Annotated in this window: 16 protein-coding genes and 2 pseudogenes; 8 read left to right on the top strand and 10 right to left on the bottom strand. The window is 66.6% G+C overall.

What is annotated here, in order from left to right; genetic code table 11:
* The first annotated feature begins 2 nt into the window (after nt 1–2).
* Together ACQY39_RS02450 and ACQY39_RS02445 are read left to right on the top strand one after the other, a co-directional pair.
* Nucleotides 3–623, top strand: coding sequence for an RNA polymerase sigma factor (locus ACQY39_RS02450; RefSeq protein WP_428503306.1), 621 nt, complete (start codon nt 3–5; stop codon nt 621–623).
* Nucleotides 620–1,057 (top strand): hypothetical protein, encoded by a 438-nt coding sequence (locus tag ACQY39_RS02445; protein ID WP_428503305.1) that lies wholly within the window; start codon nt 620–622, stop codon nt 1,055–1,057. The genes ACQY39_RS02450 and ACQY39_RS02445 overlap by 4 nt, the downstream gene beginning before the upstream one ends.
* 7 nt (nt 1,058–1,064) lie before the next feature.
* On the opposite strand, the gene ACQY39_RS02440 is transcribed toward ACQY39_RS02445, so the two are convergent.
* Nucleotides 1,065–1,904, bottom strand: coding sequence for a substrate-binding periplasmic protein (locus tag ACQY39_RS02440; protein ID WP_428503304.1), 840 nt, complete (start codon nt 1,902–1,904; stop codon nt 1,065–1,067).
* On the bottom strand, nt 1,894–2,712 hold the full coding sequence (locus ACQY39_RS02435; RefSeq protein WP_428503303.1) for a substrate-binding periplasmic protein: 819 nt from the start codon (nt 2,710–2,712) through the stop codon (nt 1,894–1,896). The genes ACQY39_RS02440 and ACQY39_RS02435 overlap by 11 nt, the downstream gene beginning before the upstream one ends.
* Nucleotides 2,713–2,817: 105 nt before the next feature.
* Between ACQY39_RS02435 and tgt the strand changes: the two genes are divergently transcribed.
* The 3 genes from tgt to ACQY39_RS02420 all read left to right on the top strand — a co-directional run bounded on the left by tgt (nt 2,818) and on the right by ACQY39_RS02420 (nt 5,242).
* The gene (gene tgt / locus ACQY39_RS02430; RefSeq protein WP_428503302.1) at nt 2,818–3,945 is read left to right on the top strand and encodes a tRNA guanosine(34) transglycosylase Tgt; all 1,128 of its coding nucleotides are present in this window, start codon (nt 2,818–2,820) and stop codon (nt 3,943–3,945) included.
* A gap of 4 nt (nt 3,946–3,949) precedes the next feature.
* Nucleotides 3,950–4,648, top strand: coding sequence for a UPF0149 family protein (locus tag ACQY39_RS02425; protein WP_428503301.1), 699 nt, complete (start codon nt 3,950–3,952; stop codon nt 4,646–4,648).
* An 84-nt stretch (nt 4,649–4,732) separates the two neighbouring features.
* The gene (locus ACQY39_RS02420; RefSeq protein WP_428503300.1) at nt 4,733–5,242 is read left to right on the top strand and encodes a hypothetical protein; all 510 of its coding nucleotides are present in this window, start codon (nt 4,733–4,735) and stop codon (nt 5,240–5,242) included.
* A 13-nt stretch (nt 5,243–5,255) separates the two neighbouring features.
* Here ACQY39_RS02420 and ACQY39_RS02415 read toward each other — a convergent pair.
* From ACQY39_RS02415 to ACQY39_RS02400, 4 genes and pseudogenes are all read right to left on the bottom strand, one after another.
* A pseudogene (locus tag ACQY39_RS02415) lies at nt 5,256–5,862 on the bottom strand (malonic semialdehyde reductase).
* Between the two features lie 134 nt (nt 5,863–5,996).
* Nucleotides 5,997–7,307, bottom strand: a pseudogene (locus tag ACQY39_RS02410) (MFS transporter); the annotation flags it as partial.
* 74 nt (nt 7,308–7,381) lie between these two features.
* Nucleotides 7,382–8,068 (bottom strand): CAAX prenyl protease-related protein, encoded by a 687-nt coding sequence (locus tag ACQY39_RS02405; RefSeq protein WP_263518054.1) that lies wholly within the window; start codon nt 8,066–8,068, stop codon nt 7,382–7,384.
* Between the two features lie 63 nt (nt 8,069–8,131).
* Nucleotides 8,132–9,037: a LysR substrate-binding domain-containing protein gene (locus tag ACQY39_RS02400; protein ID WP_428503299.1), complete on the bottom strand. Its 906-nt coding sequence runs from the start codon at nt 9,035–9,037 to the stop codon at nt 8,132–8,134.
* Between the two features lie 123 nt (nt 9,038–9,160).
* Here ACQY39_RS02400 and ACQY39_RS02395 point away from each other — a divergent pair, with 123 nt between their 5' ends.
* Entirely contained in the window at nt 9,161–9,802 is a 642-nt protein-coding gene (locus ACQY39_RS02395) for an NAD(P)-dependent oxidoreductase (protein WP_428503298.1), read from the top strand.
* Between the two features lie 10 nt (nt 9,803–9,812).
* Here ACQY39_RS02395 and ACQY39_RS02390 read toward each other — a convergent pair whose 3' ends face one another.
* Both ACQY39_RS02390 and ACQY39_RS02385 read right to left on the bottom strand, forming a co-directional pair.
* A complete protein-coding gene (locus tag ACQY39_RS02390) occupies nt 9,813–10,670 on the bottom strand; it encodes a 23S rRNA (adenine(2030)-N(6))-methyltransferase RlmJ (protein ID WP_428503297.1) in 858 nt (285 codons plus the stop codon).
* A 70-nt stretch (nt 10,671–10,740) separates the two neighbouring features.
* A complete protein-coding gene (locus tag ACQY39_RS02385) occupies nt 10,741–11,955 on the bottom strand; it encodes a hypothetical protein (RefSeq protein WP_428503296.1) in 1,215 nt (404 codons plus the stop codon).
* 160 nt (nt 11,956–12,115) lie between these two features.
* Between ACQY39_RS02385 and ACQY39_RS02380 the strand changes: the two genes are divergently transcribed.
* Nucleotides 12,116–13,192, top strand: a complete 1,077-nt coding sequence (locus ACQY39_RS02380; protein ID WP_428503295.1) for an alkene reductase — start codon at nt 12,116–12,118, stop codon at nt 13,190–13,192.
* Nucleotides 13,193–13,195: 3 nt separating this feature from the next.
* On the opposite strand, the gene ACQY39_RS02375 is transcribed toward ACQY39_RS02380, so the two are convergent.
* On the bottom strand, nt 13,196–14,323 hold the full coding sequence (locus ACQY39_RS02375; protein WP_428510706.1) for an alpha/beta hydrolase family protein: 1,128 nt from the start codon (nt 14,321–14,323) through the stop codon (nt 13,196–13,198).
* 1,019 nt (nt 14,324–15,342) lie between these two features.
* Nucleotides 15,343–15,915 carry an MOSC domain-containing protein gene (locus ACQY39_RS02370; RefSeq protein WP_428503294.1) on the bottom strand — a complete coding sequence of 191 codons (573 nt, stop codon included), beginning with the start codon at nt 15,913–15,915 and terminating at the stop codon, nt 15,343–15,345.
* Nucleotides 15,916–16,260: 345 nt separating this feature from the next.
* Here ACQY39_RS02370 and ACQY39_RS02365 point away from each other — a divergent pair, with 345 nt between their 5' ends.
* On the top strand, nt 16,261–18,141 hold the full coding sequence (locus ACQY39_RS02365) for a phosphoenolpyruvate carboxykinase (GTP) (RefSeq protein WP_428503293.1): 1,881 nt from the start codon (nt 16,261–16,263) through the stop codon (nt 18,139–18,141).
* The last annotated feature ends 23 nt before the right edge of the window (nt 18,142–18,164 follow it).

Here is an 18,164-nt window from a genome sequence, read left to right as displayed (position 1 = left end):
GCATGGTCGACGAGGCTTTCAGCCGCGAGGACGCACAAGACGCCCAGGACCGCCTCTGGGTGCGCCAGGTGCAGCAGCACGACGACCGTGCCGCCTTTGCCTGCCTGCTGCGCCGCCACCAAGGCATGGTGCGCGCCCTGCTGCGCCGCCTGACCCGGGGCGACGCGGCGCGCGCCGACGAGCTGGCGCAAGAGGCGTTTTTGCAGGCCTACCGGGCGCTGCCCGCTTTTCGCGGCGAGGCGCGCTTTCGCAGCTGGCTCTACCGCATCGCCTGCAACTGCTTTTTGCAGCAGCAGCGCCTGGGCGCGAGCGAGCTGGCTCAGCGCAGCGAAAGCCTGGCGGAGGACGATGGGGCGTGGGAGCCTGCCGCCGGCGCGCAGGCCGAGCTGCCCCAGCAGGTGGCCTTGCGCCTGGACCTGGGCCGGGCGCTGGCGCGGCTGAGCGCGCCGGAGCAGGAGGCCATCGTGCATTGCTATCTGGCCGAGCTCTCGCACAGCGAGGCGGCGGCGCTCTTGGGCTGGCCGCTGGGCACGCTCAAGACCCATTTGCTGCGTGGCAAGATCAAGCTCAAGGAATTTCTGCAGGCCTGGGCGCCGCACGCGACTGAAGAGGTGTTGCCATGACCCCAACCCCACCATCGATGCAAACCAGCGACCGGCTGGACGCTGCCGACGAGGCCTGGCTGGACGGCCTGCTGCGCGAGGCAGCGGCCGACTTGGCTCAGGAGGCGGCGGTGCTGGACGAAGAAGCTGCTTTCAGCGCCGCGGTGCTGGCGGCCTTGCCGGCGCAGCAGCGGGCGCCGGTGACCTTGGCGCTGCCCGCGGCACCCTCGGTCCCCTCGGCGGCCACCCGGCTGCTGGCCTGGTTGATGCCGCTGGCCCTGGGTGTGGCCGCGGCGGCCTTGCTCTGGCTGCTGCCCGAGGGCTTGCACGCCTGGGGCTCGCCCGAGGCGCTGAGCCTGAAGGGCCTGGAACGCTGGCTGCCGCCGCTGGCACTGGCGGTCTGGCTGGCCTGGGGCTCGACGCAGCAGGCGCTGGGGGTTTTCGAAGGCCGCTGAATGCGCCTCAGGGCTGGCTGCCGGGCGGCAGGCGCAGGCGGCTGGCCATGTCCGCGCCCACATGCTTGCTCAGGATGCGCTCGACCTCGCCCTCGGCCACCATGGCGGCCAGATGGCGGCGCAGCAGCTGGCGGTCGGCCGCGCTGACCAGGGTTTTGGAGGCGACGATGCTGCCGATGGCGCTGTCGCCCGGCGCCCAGTCGAGCATGGTCAGGCCCTTCATGGCGTCGCCGCGCCAATGTTCGAGCACCATGGGGTGGGCAAACAGCAGGTCGCCGCGGCCGGCTTTCAAGACCTTCAGGGCGGTTGGAAAGTCACCCACCTCGCTGACGCGCTTCTGGGCGCGCAGCTGTTCGATCCAGGCGTCGATCTGCTGCCCGTGTTTGAAACTGCGCACCACCAGCAGCTGCAGCTTGGGGTCGGCGAGGAAATCGTCGAAGCTGGCCAGGTGGCGAGCGGTGTCGCGCGACATCAGGGCGTAGTTGCGGGTGCTCAGGTAGGGCCAGAACTCGGCCAGCTGCTCGCGCTCGGGCGTTGCCACCCCCGACACCGTCATCTCCAGGCTGCCCTGCTTGAGCTGCTCCCAGATGCGCGCGCGCGAGTCGACATGGGTGTTCAGCACGCACGCGCTGCGCCGCGCCAGCGCGTCGATCACGTCTTTGTCCACGCCTTGCGGCTGGCGCTGGGTGTCGAAGTAGCCGAGGCTGCCGAACTCGTAGAGCGCCACCTTGTAAGGGCCGCAGGCCGCGGCGCTGGCCGGCGCCAGGCCCAGGCTTGCGAGGAGCAGGGTCAGGGAGGTCGTCAGGGCCGAGCCCGCAATGCGAGCCGGACGCAGTTCAAGGGACATGGTGCGTCTCGAGTTGCATGTCGCGGGCCAGGGCATCGCCGACATGGCGCTTGAAAATTTCGTGAAGGCTGCCGTCGGCCTGCATCGCGCGCAGCGCGGTCCGCAGGCGTTCGCGGTCGGCATCGGGGACCCGTTGGCGCGACACGATCAGCGCATGAATGATGCGTTCCTTGGGGGCCCAGTCCATCACCTTCACCTGATTTTGCAGGCCTTCCTGCCGCAGCAAGCGACTCAGGCTGGTGGGCAAGGCCAGCAGCGCATCGATACGGCCGAGCTTGAACATGCGCACGGCGGTTTCGAAATCAGCCAGCTCGACCACGCGGTGTTGCTCGCGCAGGCTTTTCAGCCAGCTGTCGTAGAAGCTGCCGTGCTTGAAGCTCTTGACCACGCCCACCAAGCTCCGCCCCTCCGCCAAAAACGCTTCCGGCGTGCTCAGTCGTCCGCTGAGTTCAGGGCGCAGCAGGACGTAGTTCCGGGTCTGAAAGTAGGGGATGAAGCTGGCGAACTGCTCGCGTTCGGGCGTCGGGATGCCGGAGACGCTCAGGTCCAGCAAGTTCTTGGACAGCTGATCCCAAATTCGCACCCGCGACTCCACCTCGACCTGGAAGCGGCAACCGCTGCGCCGCGACATTTCTTCCACCACGTCCTTGTCGATGCCGGCATGGCTGCCATCGGCGTCTCGGTAGAAGAGCGCACCCAGCTGGTAGTAGGCCAAGGTGTAGGTGCCGCAGGGCCGGGCTACATCGGCGGCCCTGGGCTGGCCGCACAGGGCCAGCAGAGTCAGGAGGCAGAGAATGGGTCTTGGCATGGCAGCTGAGCAACCGCGGCTGCTGGCTCGTCCGCTGGGCGGATCTTCGATAGCCCCTGTGCGGGCAGTTTACGGCCGGAAGACAGCTGCGACAATCGCGGCACTATGCTGAAGTTCGAACTGCTCAAGACCGAAGGCCACGCCCGCCGTGGCCAGATGACGCTCAACCATGGGGTCGTGCAAACGCCGATCTTCATGCCGGTGGGCACTTATGGCACCGTCAAGGGCGTGATGCCGCGCTCGCTCGAGGAGATGGGCGCCCAGATCATCCTCGGCAACACCTTCCACCTGTGGATGCGGCCGGGCTTGGACATCATGAGCAAGTTCGGCGGCTTGCATCAGTTCGAGAGCTGGAGCAAGCCCATCCTGACCGACAGCGGCGGCTTCCAGGTCTGGAGCCTGGGCGAGATGCGCAAGATCAGCGAAGAGGGCGTCAAGTTCGCCTCGCCGGTCAACGGCGACAAGCTCTTCCTGACGCCCGAGATCTCCATGCAGATCCAGACGGTGCTCAATTCCGACATCGTCATGCAGTTCGACGAGTGCACGCCCTACGAAAGCAAGGGCCACATCACCACCGAACTGGAAGCCCGCAAGAGCATGGAGATGAGCTTGCGCTGGGCCAAGCGCTGCCAGGACGAGTTCGCCCGCCTGGAGAACCCCAACGCACTGTTCGGCATCGTCCAGGGCGGCATGTTCGAGAACCTGCGCGACCATTCCCTGGCCGGCCTGGCCGATCTGGACCTGCCCGGCTACGCCATCGGCGGCCTGTCGGTGGGCGAGCCCAAGGAAGACATGCAGCGCGTGCTGGCCCATATCGGCCACCAGCTGCCCGCGCAAAAGCCGCGTTACTTGATGGGCGTGGGCACGCCGGAAGATCTGATCGAAGGCGTCAGCCGCGGCATCGACATGTTCGATTGCGTCATGCCCACCCGCAATGCACGCAACGGCCATCTGTTCACCCGCTTCGGTGATCTGCGCCTGCGCAATGCCCGCTACAAGACCGACGAGCGGCCGGTGGACGAAACCTGCACCTGCTACACCTGCAAGACCTTCAGCCGCGCCTACCTGCACCATCTGGACCGCTGCGGCGAGATGCTGGGCCCCATGCTGACCAGCATTCACAACCTGCACTACTACCTGAACCTGATGCAGGAAGCGCGCGATGCGCTGGATGTGGGCGGTTTCGCGGCATTCCAGGCCAAGTTCGCGGCCGACCGCGCCCGAGGGGTCTAGTTCGGTGTTCGCCCTCAAGGCGCTCAATGTCGAGCTGGGCTGGTCGCTGGACGACATCGCCGCGCTTGAAGACGCCTTGTTTGCCGACGACGTCGGTCTCGATCAGCCCATGCAGGCGCCCATGATCGACGGCTTCATCTGCGCCCTGGTCAGCGGCCCCAAGCATGTGGCGCCCGAGCAGGCCCTGGCCTGGGTCTTTGATGCCGAGCACGGCCAGCAGCAGCCCAGCTTCGCCGACCCGGCCCAAGCCCAGCAGCTGCAAGCCCTGCTGCTCAAGCAGTGGCAGGCCACGGCCGCGGCCTTGCGCGAGCCCGAGCGGCAGGTCTACCAGCCCTTGTTCGGCTGCACCGAGGGCGAAGACGGCCAGCCGCTGGTCATCCTCGACGACTGGTGCCAGGGCTATTTGTGCGGCATTCAGCTGGACGCGCCGGCTTGGCAGCCGCTGCTGCTGGCGCACCCGGAATGGTTCGAGACCCTGCAGCTCTACGGCAGCGAGGCCGGCTGGGAACGCCTGGAACAGCAGCCGCCCAGCGAAGCGGCGCACGACCAAGCCGCGGCCGAGCTGGTACGGCAGGCGCAGCAGATCCAGCGCTACTGGCAGGGCCAGCGCGATGCCGCGGAGGCGGCCGCCGCGTCAGTGGCGCCGGCGCTGTGTGCTTGCGGCAGTGGCCGACCCTATCCGCTGTGCCACGGCGCGAACTGACGCCGGCATTGACGGCCATCCGGGCGCCCAGGGTGTCCTTTGGCACGGTGAGCGCCCGCAGCGCTGCCCCATGATGGGCTCACCATGAAGTTCTTGCCGCTGCGACTCTTGTGGCTGCCGCTGCGCGGCGTGATCCGCCTGCTGCTGGCGCTGCTGATCCTGTTCGAGGAATGGGGCTGGGAGCCGCTGGCCCGGCAACTCGCGCGCCTGGCGCAGTGGCCGCCGCTGCGGCGCCTGGAGGCGGCCATTGGCCGACTGCCGGCCTATGGCGCGCTGGCCGTGCTGCTATTGCCGGCACTGGCGCTGCTGCCGGTCAAGATCGGCGCGCTGTGGCTGATCGGCAGCGGCCGTGCCGGCCTGGGGCTGATCCTCATCGTGCTCGCCAAGCTGCTGGGCACGGCCGTGCTCGCGCGCCTGTTCAGCCTGACCCGGCCCGCGCTGATGCAGCTGGCCTGGTTCGCCCGCGGCTACCAGCGCTGGGGCTTGTGGAAGGCCAGGCTCCTGGGCTGGCTGCACGCCAGCTGGGTCTGGCGCCAGGCCCGGGCGATGCGCAGGCTGCTGCGCCTGCAGTGGCGCCGCTTTCGCCAGGCCTGAGCGAGCGTTCCGATCAGAGAATTTGCGCGACCTGGTCGAAGCCCAGGCGCGGGCCGCGCGGGTAGTTGCCGGCCGGGTCGCCGTAGCCCAGGTTGATCAGGAACTGCGACTGAAAACGGCCGTCGGGGAAGAACTCGGCATTGACCTTGGCATTGTCGAAGCCGCCCATGGGGCCGCAGTCCAGGCCCAGCAGACGGGCGGCGATGATGAAGTAGGCGCCTTGCAGATGCGAGTCGCGGCTGGCGGTGCCGGCGGCCATGGCGGCATTGCCGGCGAACATGTCTCGCGCACCGGGCACGGCCGTGAACTGGGTCGGCAGGTGCTCGAAGAACTGGCTGTCGGCGGCCACGATCACCGTCACGGGCGCAGCCAGGGTCTTGGCCAGATTGCCGGCGGCCAGGGCCGGCGCCAGGCGCTGCTTGGCCTCGGGGCTGCGCACGAACACATAGCGCACCGGCTGTCCAGCGCACCGGCTGGCCGTTCATGGCCGTGGGGCCCCACTGGGCCAGCTCGACCACCTGCTGCAGCAGGGCATCGCTGACCGGCTCGGGGCGGAAGGTGTTGAAGGTGCGGGCTTGGCGGAAGGCTTGGTCGAGGACTTGGCTGCTGACGTGGCTCATGGTGCGGGCTCCGGTGCGGTGGGGGTGGCCTGACTGTAGAGCGGGCCAGGCGGGCCGTCAGTGCGCTGCCTTGAAGCCTGGTTTCAATCCCATTGAATGCTGGCCCGCGCTCAGTGCCCGCGCAGCAGGCCGGCAAAGCGCTGCAGATACTCCGGCACGCGGATGAAGACGTAGAGGCTGACGGCCAGATTGGCCAGGCCCACGGTCAGGAAGAGCTCGGGAATGCTGAAGCCGGCGGCGCTGAGCAGCAGGCCGGCACCCAGGGAGCTGGCGATCATGAACAGGGCGTTGAGGATGTTGTTGGCGGCGATGATGCGGGCGCGGTAGGCAGGCTGCGAGCGCAGCTGGATCAGCGCGTACATGGGCACGCTGTAGAGGCCGGTGAACAGGGCCAGCAGGCCCAGGTCGGCCATCACCCGCCAATGCGCGGGCTGGGCGAAGAAGACCGACAGGCCCTCGAGTGCCGCCTTGGCCGGCAGGCCGCGCGAGGCGAAGTACAGGTCCACCGAGAACAGTGTCATGCCGATGGCGCCGACCGGCACCAGGCCGATCTCGACCGCGCGGCGCGAGAGCAGCTCGCACAGCAGGGAGCCGATGCCGATGCCGACCGAGAACATCACCAGCAAGGCGGTGGCCACCTGCGCGTCGCCATGCAGCACCTCTTTGGCAAAGGCCGGGAAGTTGCTCAGGTAGACGGCGCCGAAGAACCACATCCAGGAGATGCCCAGCAGGGAGCGGAACACCACCGGCTCTTCACGTGCCAGCTTGAGGTTGCGCCAGGTCTCGGTGAAGGGGTTCCAGTTGATGGTGAGGCCGGGGTCGGTGGGCGGCGAGGCGGGGATGTAGTGCGCCAGCCAGCGGCCGAGCACGGCGGTCAGCAGGCAGGCGATGGCCACGTACTGCGCGCCCACGCCGGGCATGGCGATCAAGATGCCGCCCAGCACCTGGCCCAGCAGGATGGCGACAAAAGTGCCCATCTCGACCATGCCATTGCCGCCCAGCAGCTCGCGCTCGCTGAGCTGCTGCGGCAGGTAGGCGTACTTGACCGGGCCGAACAGGGTGGAGTGCAAGCCCATCAAGAGCACGCAGGCCAGCAGCACCGGCACGTGCGTCGTGAAGTAGCCCCAGGCGGCCAGGGCCATGATGGCGATCTCCACCGACTTGACCCAGCGCATCAGCCGCGCCTTGTCCAGCTTGTCGGCCAGCTGCCCACTGGTGGCCGAGAACAGCACATAGGGCAGGATGAAGAGCGCGTTGATCAACAGCCCGGCCTGCGTGGCCGGCAACCAGTCCAGCTGCAGCTGGTAGGTGATCAGGATGATCAGCGGGAACTTGAAGAGGTTGTCATTGCCGGCATTGAGAAACTGCACCCAGAAATAGGGCGCGAAGCGGCGCTGGCGCAGCAGCGCGAACTGGCTGCTGTGCGTCGAATCGGCATGGGACATGGGTGGCGGTTCCGGCGTGGGGGGTCAGGTCTTGCGGCGGGCAGACAAACAGTCGAGGAGGGCAGCGCTGGGGTTCACCAGAACTGCCATTGCCCCGAATGGACCACCCAAATGCCCAGCAAGCCATTCGTCACGGCATGGGCGATCACGGCACACCAGAGCCGGCCGGTGCGCACATAGAGCCAGGCATAGGCCAGGCCGGCGACGATGGCGGCCAGCCACAAGGTGTGGGCCAGCATGAAGACAAAGGTCGACAGGGCGATGGCCTTGAGGCCGACGCGCTGCGGGTCCACGGTTTCGAACTGCGGGCTTTCGATCCAGCGCATCAGAAAACCGCGCCAGAACAGCTCTTCCATCACCGGCACCAGCAGGGCCGCGCCAATCCAGCGCAGCACGATCAGCGGCCAGTCGAGCTGGCCTTGGTCGTTCACCGGCACAAAGCTGGCCGTGGCCTCGCCCAGCTGCATCCAGGGCGCGTCGAGGTGGATCCAGAGGCCGAACACGGCCACGCCGATGCCCACGCTCCAGAGCGTCTGGCGGGCGTTGGGGCGGTTCTGGCGGGCCAGCTCGCCGTAGTCCTTCCAGAACCAGAACAAGGCGCCGCCGACGATGGCCACGCTCAGGCCGTAGACCCAGCGCGGGTCCAGGGCGCCGCCGGCCGGCAGCGCGCCACGCAAGGCCAGCAAGCCCATGAAGAGCGCAAAGGGAATGCTGCGCGCCAGGGCGGCGGCGCTGAGGCCGAGGGGAGGGGCTGTCTTCATGGTCGCTGGTGGGTCGGACAAGACGCGCAGCGTACCGCGAAACCATGACGGCTTCCCCCGGGGTCAGCCCGGTGGGGCGGGGCTCAGATGGGCGCGCAGCGCGGCAATCGCATAGCGCACCTTGGCCGGTTGGGCATCGCGCTGCGGCGTCAGCGCATGGATGGGCAGGGGCGGCAGTTGCAGGCCCGGCAGCAAAGGCAGCAGCTGGCCGGCCTGGACTGAGGCGTGGACATCGTCTCCGCCCAGCATGGCCAGGCCCAGGCCGGCTTCGCAGAGCTGCTGCAGGCTGAGCTGGTTGTTGCTGCTGGCGCGCGGCCGCAGGTTCAGCTGCAGGGCTTCGTCGCCGCGCCGCAGGCTCAGGGCGAGCGGCTGGTCGGTGCCGCTGCGCAGGGCCAGCCAGTCGTGGCCCGGGTCGGCCAGATCCGATACCAGGGCCGGCACGCCCCGCTGTGCCAGGTAGGCCGGTGCGGCGTAGAGGCCGATGCTTTTTTCGCCGATGCGCTGCGCCACCCAGCTGCTGTCGGGCAGGCGCCCGAAGCGGATGGCCAGATCGATGCGCCGGTCGACCAGGTCGGTGAAGCTGTCTTCCACCTCCAGATGCAGGCTCAAGCCCGGGTGGGCTTGCAGCAGGGGCGCCAGGGCCGGGCCCAGCTGGCGGGCAAAGCCCACGGGCGCGGCGACACGCAGCTCGCCTTCGGGCGCATCGCGCAGCTGGATCAGCTGCTGTTGCGCCCCGCGTGCCGCGCTGAGCATGGCGGCGCAGCCGGCGTGAAAGCGCTCGCCGGCAGGGGTCAGGCTGAGCTTGCGGGTGCTGCGGTGCAAGAGCGTGACGCCCATATCGCGTTCCAGCGCCCGCACCTGTTGGCTGACAGCTGAGGTGGTGGTCTGCAGCTGGCGCGCGGCGGCGACAAAGCTGCCTTGCTCCACCACCGTGGCCAGTACGGCCATGCGCTTGAGTTGGTCCAGCATGAAGTTTTTCTAAAGAGTCCAAGGTGATTCTGAGGACTTATGGCTTGATTGTGAAGTCCATAAAGTTGAGCCCATCACAACACGCCGGCCGCTGTGGCTGGCAAATGGACTGAAGGACTGACTATGAAGATCGCATTGATTGGCGCCACCGGTTTTGTGGGCTCGGCGCTGCTGAAGGAATTGCTGACGCGTGGCCACAGCGTGCGCGCGCTGTTGCGCGACCCGGCCAAGCTGGCAGCGCAGCCGGGTCTGGAGCTGCATCAGGCCGATGCCACCCAGGCCGAGGCCGTGGCTACGGCGGTGCAAGGCGTGGACGCGGTGCTGAGCGCCTACAACCCCGGCTGGGGCCACCCGGAGCTGTTTGATGAGTTCCTGCGCGGCTCGGCCGCCATCACGGCCGGCGTCAAGCAGGCCGGCGTGGCGCGCTTGCTGGTGGTGGGTGGCGCGGGCAGCCTCTACGTGGCGCCCGGGGTGCAGCTGGTGGATACGCCCCAGTTCCCGGCGGAGTGGAAAGCAGGCGCCCTGGCGGCACGCGAGGCGCTGAACCGCTTGCGCGGCGAGCAGGAACTGGACTGGGTGTTCGTCTCGCCGCCGGCGCACTTGGAGCCGGGCGAGCGCAGCGGCCAGTACCGCCTGGGCGGCGAGGAGCTGCTCAGCGATGCGCAGGGCCAGTCACGCATCAGCGTGGCCGACCTGGCGGTGGCCTTGGTGGATGAGCTGGAGGCGCCGCGGCATCACCGCGAACGCTTCACCGTGGCCTATTGAGCTCGAGCGCTCAGGACGTGCGCTGCTCCAGCACGAAGTTGGCGCCGTCGTACTGGCCCAGCTTGTCGACCAGATAGGGCATGCAGGCTTGCAGATCGTCGTGCAGGGTGAAGGGCGGGTTGACCACGAACATGCCGCTACCCAGCATGCCGAAGCCGCGCACATCGCCTTGCTGCTCGACGGTCAGGCGCACATGGAGCCAGCCCTTCTTGGCGCCGGCATCGGCGGCGGCCTTGAGGCGCTGGACCAGCTGCGCGGCCTCCAGCAGCTGCAGCTGCGGGTACCAGATCAGGAATACGCCTTCGGCAAAACGCTCCAGTCCTTCGCGCAAGGCGGTGACGACCTTGGCGTAGTCGGTCTTGAGCTCGTAGGACGGGTCCATCAGCACCACCGAGCGGCGCGAGGGTGGTGGCAGCTCGGCACGGATGGCGCTGAAACCGTCTTTGTCGCTGACCTGGGTGTTGGGCCGGGTGGCGAGGTAGGTTTCGAGGATGCGGTAGTCGGTCGGGTGCAGCTCGTAGACGCGCAGGCGGTCGGTCTCGCGCATCAGCAGGTTGGCGATCGCCGGCGAGCCCGGGTACTGGCGCAGCTGGCCGTCCGGGTTGAACAGGCGGATCGGCTCCATATAGCGGGCCAGGGGTTCGGGCAGGTCCTTGGCATCCCAGAGCTTGGAGACGCCGTGGACGTATTCGCCTTTCTTCTGCGCGTACTTGCCTTCGATCGAGTAACCGCCGGCACCCGCATGGGTGTCGACGAGGGTGTAGGGCTTCTCTTTTTCCGCCATATAGCGGAGCACCTGGGTCAGGACCAGGTGCTTGAGAACATCGGCGTGGTTGCCGGCATGGAAGGCGTGGCGATAGGCGAGCATGGGCGAACTGTAGCGTGCGTGGCCCGCGCGAGGGTGTTTCGCTCGCCCGGGCGGGGGCGGGAAAGCGTGCTCAATCGAGCGGAAAGGCGCCGGGGCTCAAGCTTTGGCGCGCTTCCGTCAGAGTCACGCTGTGGTGCGGGGCCTGGTACTGGCGCTCGGGGCGCAGGGCCAGGCGCCGGCCGCCGGCGGCCTGGGCCAGGCCGGCTTCCACGGCCCGGCCTTGCCAGCGCGAGCCTGGGCGCAGGCGGTAGTCGCCCGCGGCGGCGTTGACGAAATCGTCCCACGAGGCGTGGCCGTTGCCGGAGGCTTCCCAGTCGCGGGCGAGCGCCAGGCGGCTGGGGCCGGCCAGCAGATTGTTGAGCAGGCGCACGCGTACCGGCGCTGGGCCGGTATTTGTCTTCAGCTGCAGAAAGCTGCCGCCCGAGGCCCGCCGGTCGATCAAGGTGTTGTGCACCAGGATCAGCTCGTTCTCGGGCCAGGCCTGGCCCTCGGCGCCGTAGGCCAGCAGGGCCGGGTTGTCGGTCTGCGCGCCTTGCACGATCAGATTGCCCATCACCCATGCGCGGCCGCCGTTGGGAAACTCCAGCTCGTAGCTGGCGCGGCCATCGGGCTCGTCGCTGAGGCAGCTGTAGAGCAGCTGGGTGAAGGCGGCGCGGCTTTTCAGCAGGTGGCCGAAGTGGCCGTGGTGCAGATGGCAGCCGATCACGCGCAGCTCGGCGATGCGGCCGACGTAGAGGTTGTGGTTGTGGCGCTGGCCCGGCAGGATGGGGCCGAATTCGCAGTCTTCGAGATGCAGGCGTGCGTCGGCTTCGTTGTTGGTGAGCAGGCCCATTTGGTTGCCGTGGAAGCGGCAGTCGCGCAGATGCAAAGAGCCGCGGTCCATGCGGATGCCGGCGCCATTGCCATCGGGCACGCTGGCGCCGCTGAAGTCAAAGCCTTCGATGCGCTGCCCTTGGCCGGCCGTGACGAAGATGCCTTTGCCCATGATGTGGGCGCCCTCGGCCTTGAGCTGCACCCGGCCGCCCACGGCGCGCAGATGCAGACCGTTCTGCGGCCAGTGCGCCACGTCGGCCCTGTATTCGCCCGCGTCCACTTCGATCAGGCAGCCATCGCCCGCTGCTTGCGCGGCGGCGGCCAGGCTGCGCAGGGCGCGGCGCGGGCCGACCTGCAGCACTTGCTGGGGCTGCGCCCAGGCGCCAAACCCGCTGCAGGCGAGCGCGCCGGCCAGCCAGCGGCGCCGTGTGATCGGGTGATGGGGGCTGATGAAAGCAGGGGCGGCAGGCATGGCGGCAGAGTCTATCCATCTCGGCCGGCGCCAGCCGGCCCTGCCACAGGACGCAAACACTTGCAGCCGCGGGGCTGAGCTCCGGGCGGGTTAATCTGCGAGCTGTTCAACGTGTTCCATCGTTCTTCTGTCGCGTTCCGGCGCATCTTTGTTGCTGCTCATGCCCAATCTTTTCGACCCCATCCAGATCGGCGATGTTTCGCTGGCCAACCGCATCGTCATGGCGCCGCTGACGCGCAGCCGCTCACCCGGCTTGGTGCCCGGGGAGCTGGTGGTCGAGTACTACCGCCAGCGCGCCACGGCTGGGCTCATCATCAGCGAGGGCACTCAGGTGTGCGCTGAAGGGCAGGGTTATATCGACACGCCGGGCATCCACACGCCCGAGCAAGTGGCGGGCTGGAAGCGCGTGACCGATGCGGTGCATGCGGCCGGCGGCAAGATCGCCGCCCAGCTCTGGCATGTGGGGCGCATCTCCCACACCAGCTTCCAGCCTGAAGGCCGGGCGCCGGTGTCCTCGACCGCACGCCAGGCTGCGGGCCAGAGCTTCACGAAAGACGGGTTCGTACCTAACTCCGCGCCGCATGCGCTGCGCACCGACGAGATCGCCGGCGTGGTGGCTCAGTTTGCGCACGCGGCCCGCTGCGCCATGGAGGCGGGTTTCGATGCGGTCGAGGTGCACGGCGCCAACGGCTATCTGCTCGACCAGTTCATGCGCGACAGCATCAACGACCGCAGCGATGAGTACGGTGGTTCCATCGCCAACCGGGCACGCTTCACCGTCGAGGTGATGACGGCGGTCAGCCAGGCCATCGGCAGCGGCCGCGCCGGCCTGCGTCTGAGCCCAGTCACACCGAGCAATGACGCCGGCCCCGACAGCCAGGCCCAGACGCTGTTCAACCATGTGGCCGAGCAGCTGGCCCCGCTCAAGCTGGCTTTCTTGCATGTGGTGGAAGGCCAGACCGGCGGCGCGCGCGACTACGCGCCGTTCGACTACGCCGCCATGCGCGAACGCTTCGCCGGCCCTTGGATGGTCAACAACGGCTACACCCGCGAGATGGCGCTGCAAGCCGTGACGGAGCGCCGCGCCGACCTGGTCGCCTTCGGCCGCCCCTTCATCTCCAACCCCGACCTGGTGCGCCGCCTGCGCCTCAACGCCGAGCTGCAAACCCCCGACCGCGCCACCATGTACGGTGGCGGGGCGCAGGGGTATACGGACTATCCGGCGCTGGGGGGCTGACGTTCAGCTGGAGACACGGCCGGGACCGATTGTCTTGGCCAGGAATTTTTCCAGGTCGCCAAACAGCCGCAGCCGGTAGGGGTAGTGGCTCAACTGGTGGTCGCCGTTCTCCAGAGTCACGAACTCGTAGGACTTGCCTGCCGCCTTCAGTGCTTCCGCCATCCAAACGCTGTGGCGGTATTCGGCCTGGCGATCATGGGTGCCGTGAATCAGGTAGACGGGAATTTGAATCTTGTCAGCGTGGTGCCGTGGCGAAGTGGCGAGCAGGCGTTCTCGGTCATCTCGGTAATGACCAATCTGCCGACGTACGGCTTCCTTGCTGGAGTCCTGGCCTTCGTCTTCCGTCAGGTCGACGAGATCGGTCACCGGAGCAAAAGCAAACGCACCTTTAAACAGCGAGGGTGTCTTGATCGCTCCCATCAAGGCCGCATAGCCGCCGTAACTGGCGCCAACGATGGCCACGCGGGCAGGGTCTGCAATGCCTCGCTTGATGAATTCCGCAACGGCGTCGCTGAGGTCGTCCTGCATCTCAAGGCCCCAGCGACGGAGACCGGCTTCCATGAAGGCGCGCCCGTAGCCGGTGGAGCCTCTGAAATTGACTTGCAGCACGGCATAGCCGCGGTCGGCCATGAAGGACACCCATTCGTCAAACTCCGGGCCGTCGTCGGCTTGCGGGCCGCCGTGCGGAAACAGCACCAGGGGCAAGGCCTTGCCTTTTTGGCTGCCGTGGGGGAGGGTCAGATAGCCGTGCAGGGTCAGGCCGTCGCGCGCCTTGAATTGAATCGATTGCTTTGAGGCCAGGGCTTGGAGATTGAGCTCTGGGTAGAGCGGGGCCAAGGTCTTGATGCTCGGGTTGTCTCCCTCCTCGCCCAAATAGAGAGTGCCGGGGAGGCCTACTTTGCTTGACCGGAGCACGTAGCGCAGGCCATTGGCACTGACGCTGCCGATTTGGTTGAACCGTTGCGGCAAGGCCTCGTCAATGGCCTTCTGCCATTCCTTGTACCGAGGGTCCCAAAAATAGACGCTGGAATCACCCAGGCGCGTGGTGTTGATGCCGACGGCTTCACCTTTGGGGTCATGAATCAAGCTGCCATCGAGGTCATAGCGTTCATCACTGAGCTTGACGGTCATGGCCAGACTTGGGTCCCGCAGGTCCACCACTTGAACCGCGGTCATCCCCTTGTGTTCTGCCAGCACGTAGAGCTGATGGGGGTCCAGACCAAAGCCGAGCACCGCGAGCGAGCGCTGCGAAAGCGGACCAAAACTGCGCAGGACTCGCCAGTTGCTGCCGTCGGTGTCACACACCCAGATGGTGTAGTCGCCCTCTTCGCTCATGGTCATGGCGACGCGTGCCCGGTGCTGGCTGTCGGTCACCCAGTCAATCGCTTCGGGGCGGCCTCCTGCATAGAACTTGCGTTCGCCCGTGTCCACATTGACCTTGTAGATGACCTGTGTGTAGCTGCGTTCGCTATTGGGCAAGCTGAGCAGAATGTGCTTGCCGTCTTCGGGCAGCCAATCGATGACCCGGTCCTGGTTGCTCACCCACCGCAGCTCATTGCTCCCGACTTTGGCTTTGACCAGGTTGACCAACTGGCTGCCATCTGCATTGACGGCGACCAAGCGTGTCTCCAGGGTGGGTTGACTTTGCACGAAATTGATCATGCGCTTGGCCGGGAAGCGCAGGCTGAGAACCAGTCGATCGTTGTTCACCCAACGGAACCATTGGAAGAAGAATTCCAGGTTGTCGGTTGATGTGACTGTCTGCACTGGACCCCCAGCAAAGGCCCACGTCACGAGCGTGCTGGTGCTGCCGTTGTTGACGATGGCGGCAATGCGCTCACCATTGGGAGAAATGGCCACTTGCTGCATCAGTGGCCGGCGGGCAAAGGCCTCCAGTGGATGCGGCTGGCTGGATGCCGCTGTAGATGCCGCTGGGGTCTGCGCCCAGGAGGGCAGGGTCGTGACAGAGCAAGCCCCGACCAGGCCTTGCAAAACTTTGCGTCGCTTGAAATTTGCCATCCCTGTCTGCCTCCCGGGCCTCGCGGCCCTTGTTGTTTGGAATGGCCCGCATTCTTTGATGCAGTCCTGGAACTGGCGATGGGTGTTTGCCCGGGGAATAGGTGAGCTGGCTACACCGTCTAGCTTGAGGGTCAGCGTCGCATCCTGGCCCTGAAGAGTTCCGATATCGACACTTCCCGCGGCCCCGGCAGGAGCTCGAAGCTCTCGCCGGCCTGCAGGGAGCCGCCCGTCTTGACCGCCAGGTAGAAGCCGCACCAACCGCTCTCGCTCATCAGCTTGGCGGCCTTGTTGAAGCCCATGACGGCGTTGAATTTGAAACAGGGCTGGCGCGGCTCGCTGACGATCACTTCGGCCGCGGCGAAGCGCAGCACATCACCCACCCAGACCTGGCTTTCGAGCAGGCCCGTCAGCGTCAGGTTTTCGCCCATGCTGCCCGGCGGCAGCGTTTCGCCCCAGGCAGCCGCGCCGGCCTGGGCGCGCACGGTTTGCCAGAAAGCGTAGTGCTCCTGAGGGTAGGCGTACACGGCCTTGCTGAGTCCGCCGTGGACGCTCAGGTCGACCTGCTCATCGCCGGTCAGCCCCATTGGCTTGAGGGAGATCGGGCCCTGAACCGGGCGCTTGGCGATGCCGCTGCGCACCTCTTGCCCGTCCAGACAGCGCAAGGTCTGGGCGGCCGCCACATTGATGCTGATCAGTTTGCTCATGGGCTGAAGTGTGACAAATCTCGCGCCTCGGTCGAGCGATGCCACTGCAATCCGACGCGGGCATGACTTCATTCTGGAAATGCATAACAGCGGGTTCTCCCAGAGTTACGGCGTCGTTACATTGGAGTGACAATTGACCTCCCGCCGTGAACCGACGGGGGAATTGCATCGATCGAAGCGCGCTGCTCCCACCGGAGTGAGCCTTGCCTGAGAGAGCCGGAACCGTCACAGCGGGCTTGGTCATCAGCGGCATTGGGTCAGGCCCGACCTGCGTGTACTCCCTATCAAGTGAGTGCATGCTTACGAGCTTGACCCAATTCTGCTTTTATATTGATTGGGAACGCTATGAACCAACCCGTGATGGAAGGGCTGCGCCTGAATGTGCCGGCCTATGTCAAACACCAGCGCTTGATCGCCTGGGTGGCCGAGGTCGCGGCACTGACCCAGGCCAAGGATGTGTACTGGTGTGACGGCTCTGAAGAAGAGTACGACCGCCTCTGCGCCCAACTGGTCGCCGCCGGTACCTTCAAGAAACTCAATCCCGCCCTGCGCCCCAACAGCTACCTCGCCTGCAGCGACCCCAGCGATGTGGCTCGCGTGGAAGACCGCACCTACATCTGCTCGGCCAAGAACGAAGACGCCGGCCCGACCAACAACTGGATGGACCCGGCCGAGATGCGCAGCCTGCTGCAGACCGGCGACAAGGCTCTGTTCAAGGGCGCCATGGCCGGCCGCACGCTCTACGTCGTGCCCTTCAGCATGGGCCCGATCGGCTCGCCCATTGCCCACATCGGCATCGAACTGTCAGACAGCCCTTATGTGGCCGTGAACATGCGCACCATGACCCGCATGGGCCGTGCCGTGCTGGACGTGCTGGGCCAAGACGGGACCTTCGTGCCCTGCGTGCACACCGTTGGCGCGCCGCTGCAGGCAGGCCAGGCCGATGTGAAGTGGCCGTGCAACCAGACCAAGTACATCGTCCACTTCCCGGAAACCCGTGAAATCTGGTCCTACGGTTCGGGCTACGGCGGCAATGCTCTGCTGGGTAAGAAGTGCTTTGCCCTGCGAATCGCCTCGACGATGGGTCGCGACCAAGGCTGGCTGGCCGAGCACATGTTGATCCTGGGCGTGACCTCGCCTGCGGGCAAGAAGTACCACTTCGCGGCCGCCTTCCCCAGCGCCTGCGGCAAGACCAACTTCTCCATGCTGATTCCGCCGGCTGCGTTTGACGGTTGGAAGGTGACCACCATCGGTGACGACATCGCTTGGATCAAGCCCGGTGCTGATGGTCGCCTCTACGCCATCAATCCTGAAGCCGGTTACTTCGGTGTCGCCCCCGGCACCAACACGCTGACCAACTTCAACTGCATGGCCAGCCTGAACAAGAACGTGATCTTCACCAACGTCGGCCTGACCGACGACGGCGATGTCTGGTGGGAAGGCATGACCGACACCCCGCCGGCCCACCTGATCGACTGGCAAGGCAAGGACTGGACCCCGGCGATCGCCAAGGAAACCGGTGCCAAGGCCGCGCACCCCAATGCACGGTTCACCGTCTCAGCCATCAACAACCCGGCGCTCGACGCCGATTGGGACAACCCGGCCGGTGTGCCCATCGATGCCTTCATCTTCGGCGGCCGCCGCTCGACCACCGTGCCCCTGGTGACCGAAGCCCGTGACTGGGTGGAAGGCGTCTACATGGCCGCCACCATGGGCTCGGAAACCACCGCCGCCGCTGCGGGCCAGCAAGGCGTGGTGCGCCGCGACCCCTTCGCCATGCTGCCCTTCATGGGCTACAACATGAGCGACTACTTCCAGCATTGGCTGGACATGGGCAAGAAGTTGCAGGCTCTTTGCGCGACGTCCGGCGCCAAGCTGCCGGCCATCTACTGCGTGAACTGGTTCCGCAAGGGAGCCGATGGCAAGTTCGTCTGGCCGGGCTACGGCGAAAACATGCGCGTGCTGAAGTGGATGCTGGACCGTGTCGAAGGCACGGGCCAGGGCGAGGAGCATGCCTTTGGCGTCACCCCGCGCTACCAGGACATCAACTGGCAAGGTTTGGACTTCAGCCAGGAGCAGTTCAACATCACCACCCATATCGACAAGGCCGCTTGGGCGGTCGAGATGGGCCTGCATGAAGAGCTGTTTGCCCAGCTGGCGTATCACCTGCCGGCCGAGTTGCCCGCCACCAAGGCCAAGATCGAAGCGCGCCTAGCCGCCGAGTGATGGGTCTCTGAGCTTGGCTTTTG

It is taken from the genome of Roseateles sp. (genome assembly GCF_965262435.1).
Taxonomy (GTDB): domain Bacteria; phylum Pseudomonadota; class Gammaproteobacteria; order Burkholderiales; family Burkholderiaceae_C; genus Paucibacter_A.
Note: the sequence above shows the minus strand (reverse complement) of the source record. Positions and strands in the feature narration are given on the sequence as shown.

Bases quoted from the DNA above. Each gene is read 5' to 3' on its own strand.
- ACQY39_RS02395 (WP_428503298.1), top strand. From the start codon at position 9,161: ATGAAGATCGCATTGATTGGCGCCACCGGTTTTGTGGGCTCGGCGCTG.
- ACQY39_RS02375 (WP_428510706.1), bottom strand. From the start codon at position 14,323: ATGACCGTCAAGCTCAGTGATGAACGCTATGACCTCGATGGCAGCTTG.
- ACQY39_RS02370 (WP_428503294.1), bottom strand. From the start codon at position 15,915: ATGAGCAAACTGATCAGCATCAATGTGGCGGCCGCCCAGACCTTGCGC.
- ACQY39_RS02440 (WP_428503304.1), bottom strand. From the start codon at position 1,904: ATGTCCCTTGAACTGCGTCCGGCTCGCATTGCGGGCTCGGCCCTGACG.
- ACQY39_RS02450 (WP_428503306.1), top strand. From the start codon at position 3: ATGGTCGACGAGGCTTTCAGCCGCGAGGACGCACAAGACGCCCAGGAC.
- ACQY39_RS02380 (WP_428503295.1), top strand. From the start codon at position 12,116: ATGCCCAATCTTTTCGACCCCATCCAGATCGGCGATGTTTCGCTGGCC.
- ACQY39_RS02385 (WP_428503296.1), bottom strand. From the start codon at position 11,955: ATGCCTGCCGCCCCTGCTTTCATCAGCCCCCATCACCCGATCACACGG.
- ACQY39_RS02435 (WP_428503303.1), bottom strand. From the start codon at position 2,712: ATGCCAAGACCCATTCTCTGCCTCCTGACTCTGCTGGCCCTGTGCGGC.
- ACQY39_RS02405 (WP_263518054.1), bottom strand. From the start codon at position 8,068: ATGAAGACAGCCCCTCCCCTCGGCCTCAGCGCCGCCGCCCTGGCGCGC.
- tgt (WP_428503302.1), top strand. From the start codon at position 2,818: ATGCTGAAGTTCGAACTGCTCAAGACCGAAGGCCACGCCCGCCGTGGC.
- ACQY39_RS02390 (WP_428503297.1), bottom strand. From the start codon at position 10,670: ATGCTCGCCTATCGCCACGCCTTCCATGCCGGCAACCACGCCGATGTT.
- ACQY39_RS02400 (WP_428503299.1), bottom strand. From the start codon at position 9,037: ATGCTGGACCAACTCAAGCGCATGGCCGTACTGGCCACGGTGGTGGAG.
- ACQY39_RS02445 (WP_428503305.1), top strand. From the start codon at position 620: ATGACCCCAACCCCACCATCGATGCAAACCAGCGACCGGCTGGACGCT.
- ACQY39_RS02365 (WP_428503293.1), top strand. From the start codon at position 16,261: ATGAACCAACCCGTGATGGAAGGGCTGCGCCTGAATGTGCCGGCCTAT.
- ACQY39_RS02420 (WP_428503300.1), top strand. From the start codon at position 4,733: ATGAAGTTCTTGCCGCTGCGACTCTTGTGGCTGCCGCTGCGCGGCGTG.